This window comes from Pseudomonas sp. NPDC087615 (assembly GCF_044743445.1).
GTDB lineage: Bacteria > Pseudomonadota > Gammaproteobacteria > Pseudomonadales > Pseudomonadaceae > Aquipseudomonas > Aquipseudomonas baetica_A.
The window spans coordinates 1-3,919 of the sequence record NZ_JBIUWM010000115.1 but is presented as its reverse complement, the minus strand read 5'-3'; the positions used below and the strand labels follow the sequence as shown (position 1 = coordinate 3,919).

Genomic DNA, 3,919 nt, shown 5'->3' with positions numbered 1-3,919 from the left:
ACCCTCCCCCGGGGCGCGCCCCCCCCCCCCCCCCCCCCCGCGGCCCCCCCCCCCCCCACCCCCCCGAAAGGGGAGGTCACGCATCATGGCTAATTTAGGCGATGTTTCCGAAGCGTTCGCTCGGGGTCATTCGCAGCTGACTGCACTTTGTGAACTGGCCGTGAATATCTGCCTGCCGGGCGAGTAAAAACTCTGTTCGGCGGTGTAATTCAGGCCTCATGTCACCTGCGCTTGTTACAACTGCAAACTCCACCGTTACGTAGCGAAAGCCCCGTAGGACGGCCTCGCGTCCTGGTGAATTGCGTTGGTCAGGGCCGGTTTTTGACCGTGGTTCCGCTGCCCAGGCCGCTTTTGGCGGCGTTCGCGACTATAGCAGCAATGATTAAGTGCTTCAATTCCATAAAAATTGTTATCATCCGCGGCATGACAACTACTGCCCCTTCGACTCCAGGCGTTCAATTGCTTGAAGTCTCGCCGGAGTATGCCGGCCAACGAATCGATAACTTTCTCCTCGCCCGGCTCAAAGGCGTGCCCAAGACCTTGATTTACCGCATTTTGCGTAAAGGCGAAGTGCGCGTGAACAAGGGGCGGATCAAGCCTGAATACAAGCTGCAGGCCGGCGATATCGTGCGCGTGCCGCCGGTTCGCGTGCCGGAGCGTGATGAGCCGGTGCCTTTGGCCCAAGGACTGTTGCAGCGTCTGGAAGCATCGATCGTCTACGAAGACAAAGCTCTGATCGTGATCAACAAGCCCGCCGGCATTGCGGTTCACGGTGGCAGCGGTCTGAATTTCGGCGTGATCGAAGCCTTTCGTCAGTTGCGTCCCGATACAAAGGAACTGGAACTGGTACATCGTCTCGATCGTGACACTTCCGGCTTGCTGATGATTGCCAAGAAACGCAGCATGCTGCGTCACTTGCACGAAAAATTGCGTGGCGATGGTGTCGACAAGCGCTACATGGCGCTGGTTCGTGGTAATTGGGCGACCTCTATCAAGCAGGTCAGTGCGCCATTGCTCAAGAGCAACCTGCGTTCCGGTGAGCGCATGGTTGAAGTCAACGACGAGGGCAAAGAAGCCCTGACTGTGTTCAAGGTGCTGCGCCGCTTCGGCGATTTCGCCACCATGGTCGAGGCCAAGCCTGTTACCGGTCGTACCCACCAGATTCGCGTCCACACCCTGCACGCCGGGCATTGCATTGCTGGCGACAGCAAGTACGGCGATGACGATTTCACCAAGGAAATCCGCGATCTGGGCGGCAAGCGCCTTTTTCTGCACGCTTACATGCTAACCGTGCCGCTGCCTGATGGTGGCAAGCTGACCTTGCAGGCCCCGGTCGATGAAATGTGGGCCAAGACTGTGGAGCGCCTGAGTGCCGCACCCTGATTACAAACTGCTGATTTTCGATTGGGACGGTACGCTGGCCGATTCCATTGGTCGGATTGTCGAGGCGATGCATTCCGCGTCCGGGCGGTCCGGTTTCGAGTTGCGCGATGACTTTGCCGTCAAGGGCATCATCGGCCTGGGGTTGCCTGAGGCGATTCGCACGTTGTATCCCGAGATCAGCGATGCCGAAATGGTTGCGTTCCGCGAGTATTACGCGGATCACTACATCGCTGCAGAAGCCGTGCCTTCGCCGTTGTTCGAGGGTGTCGTCGAGTCGATGGCATCCTTTCGCGAGCAGGGTTATCACCTGGCAATCGCGACCGGCAAGAATCGTCGCGGACTGGATCGGGTGCTCAAGGCTAATGGCTGGGAAGAGTATTTCGACATTACCCGTGCTGCCGATGAAACTGCGAGCAAACCGCACCCTCTGATGCTGGAGCAGATTCTTGCTCATTGCGGTGTGCGTGCGGAGCAGGCGCTGATGGTGGGGGATTCGTCCTTCGATCTATTAATGGCGCGTAACGCGGGGATGGTGTCGGTGGCGGTCAGTTATGGCGCGCAATCGATTGAATCACTGCAGCAGTATGAGCCGCGTCTGTCGATCGATCGTTTTTCCGAATTACATGCCTGGCTGGGGCAGCGGGCCTAATACGTTTTTGCTGGGGTGAATCGCATGACCGACGAATGGAAGGCACCGGCCAAGGCAAGTGCCGACGGCGGTGACGAGAAGAGCTGGAAGCTGTTGGAAAAGACTCTGCTCGCCGGTGTGCAGGAGCAGCGGCGCTCGCGGCGTTGGGGGATTTTCTTCAAACTTCTGACGTTTGTTTATCTGTTCGTTGCGCTGATCCTGTTCACGCCGCTGATGGACATGGAAAAGAGCGCCGCACGCAGCACGAACTACACCGCGCTGATCGATGTTACCGGCGTGATCGCCGATAAGGAGTCGGCCAGTGCTGACAACATTGTCGGCGCCTTGCGCGCAGCGTTCGAAGACAAGAAGGTCAAGGGTGTCATCCTGCGTATCAACAGTCCTGGCGGTAGTCCGGTGCAGTCGGGATATGTCTATGACGAGATCAAGCGCCTGCGCGGTCTGCACCCGGATACCAAGCTGTACGCGGTGATTTCCGATCTCGGTGCATCCGGAGCCTACTACATTGCCAGTGCGGCGGATCAGATCTATGCCGACAAGGCGAGTCTGGTGGGTTCCATTGGTGTGACCGCTGCCGGATACGGTTTTGTTGGCACCATGGAGAAACTGGGTGTTGAGCGTCGCACCTACACCTCGGGCGAGCACAAGTCGTTCCTTGACCCGTTCCAGCCGCAGAAACCTGAAGAAACTGCGTTCTGGCAAAGTGTGCTGGATACCACGCACAAGCAGTTCATCAACAGCGTCAAGCAAGGGCGCGGCGATCGCCTGAAGGATAAAGAGCATCCGGAGCTGTTCTCCGGGCTGGTCTGGTCGGGTGAGCAGGCGCTGCCATTGGGCTTGATCGATGGCTTGGGTAACGCCAGTTCGGTGGCGCGTGACGTGATCGGTGAGAAAGAACTGGTTGACTTCACTGTTCAGGAATCGCCGTTCGATCGCTTCTCGAAGAAGCTCGGTGCAAGCGTTGCTGAGCAGTTGGCAATGTGGATGGGTTTCCACGGGCCTTCGTTGCGCTGAGTTGTTTTAAAGATCAAAAGATCGCAGTCTGCGGCAGTTCCTATGGATATCGGTGTAGGAGCTGTCGAAGGCTGCGATCTTTTGCTTTAAGGGATCTGCATTCCCTCAGTCAGCAGCATGTCGATCAGGCGAATCAGTGGTAAGCCGATCAGGCTGGTGGCGTCCGGGCCTTCGGTGGACTTGAACAGGCTCACGCCCAGGCCTTCGGCCTTGAAGCTGCCAGCGCAGTCGTAGGGTTGCTCGATGCGCAGGTAACGCTCGATGCGCGCCTGATCGAGTTGCCGCATATGTACGGTGAACGGCACGCAGTCGACCTGGCATTGGCCGGTCTGGCTGTTGAGCAGGGCGAGGCCGGTGAGGAAGGTCACGCTAGCGCCGCTGGCAGCCATCAGTTGCTCGCAGGCTTTCTCGAAGGTGTGCGGCTTGCCGATGATCTGCTCGCCGAGCACGGCGACTTGATCGGAGCCGATAATCAGATGAGCGGGGTGGTTGTGGGCCAGTGCTCGGGCTTTTTGTTCGGCGAGGCGTTTGACCAGTTCGATCGCCGGCTCGCCGGGGCGGTGGCTTTCGTCGATATCCGGCGAAGTGCAGGTGAACGGCAAGTGCAGGCGGGCAAGTAATTCGCGGCGATAAGTCGAGCTTGAAGCGAGTAATAAAGGCAGCATTCGCGTCTCCTGAGGCAGGTGTGGATTCTAGCGGAGGCGCGCAAGTGACGGACAGGGCACAATTTCCTTTGACATGGGTGGGTGCATCCCTATAATGCTGCGCCTATGTTGAATGACCCGATTCCACCTCACGTTGACCCGCGCAAATTGGCTGACCGTGGCACCACCCTTCAAGGTGAACTGCTGCTGGCCGATTTGAAGAGACTCT

At 58.2% G+C, this 3,919-nt stretch carries 4 protein-coding genes and 1 pseudogene; 4 read left to right on the top strand and 1 reads right to left on the bottom strand.

All coding sequences use genetic code 11. The features are described from left to right. Positions 1–423: 423 nt before the first annotated feature. From rluC to sppA, 3 genes are read left to right on the top strand one after another with little or no spacing between them, the layout of a single operon-like run. Positions 424–1,383, top strand: a complete 960-nt coding sequence (gene rluC / locus ACIOU6_RS27605; protein WP_339431063.1) for a 23S rRNA pseudouridine(955/2504/2580) synthase RluC — start codon at positions 424–426, stop codon at positions 1,381–1,383. Further along, positions 1,370–2,032 carry an HAD-IA family hydrolase gene (locus ACIOU6_RS27600; protein WP_221729350.1) on the top strand — a complete coding sequence of 221 codons (663 nt, stop codon included), beginning with the start codon at positions 1,370–1,372 and terminating at the stop codon, positions 2,030–2,032. Before rluC ends, ACIOU6_RS27600 begins: the two co-directional genes overlap by 14 nt. Positions 2,033–2,056: 24 nt before the next feature. Beyond that, a complete protein-coding gene (gene sppA / locus ACIOU6_RS27595) occupies positions 2,057–3,046 on the top strand; it encodes a signal peptide peptidase SppA (protein ID WP_401139890.1) in 990 nt (329 codons plus the stop codon). Between the two features lie 86 nt (positions 3,047–3,132). Here the strand turns inward: sppA and ACIOU6_RS27590 are convergent, their stop codons facing one another. Next, positions 3,133–3,711 carry a nucleoside triphosphate pyrophosphatase gene (locus ACIOU6_RS27590; protein WP_221729348.1) on the bottom strand — a complete coding sequence of 193 codons (579 nt, stop codon included), beginning with the start codon at positions 3,709–3,711 and terminating at the stop codon, positions 3,133–3,135. A gap of 105 nt (positions 3,712–3,816) precedes the next feature. Here ACIOU6_RS27590 and ACIOU6_RS27585 point away from each other — a divergent pair. After that, a pseudogene (locus tag ACIOU6_RS27585) lies at positions 3,817–3,919 on the top strand (metal-binding protein); the annotation flags it as partial.

Coding starts and splice junctions, on each gene's coding strand:
- rluC (WP_339431063.1), top strand. CDS start 424: ATGACAACTACTGCCCCTTCGACTCCAGGCGTTCAATTGCTTGAAGTC.
- sppA (WP_401139890.1), top strand. CDS start 2,057: ATGACCGACGAATGGAAGGCACCGGCCAAGGCAAGTGCCGACGGCGGT.
- ACIOU6_RS27590 (WP_221729348.1), bottom strand. CDS start 3,711: ATGCTGCCTTTATTACTCGCTTCAAGCTCGACTTATCGCCGCGAATTA.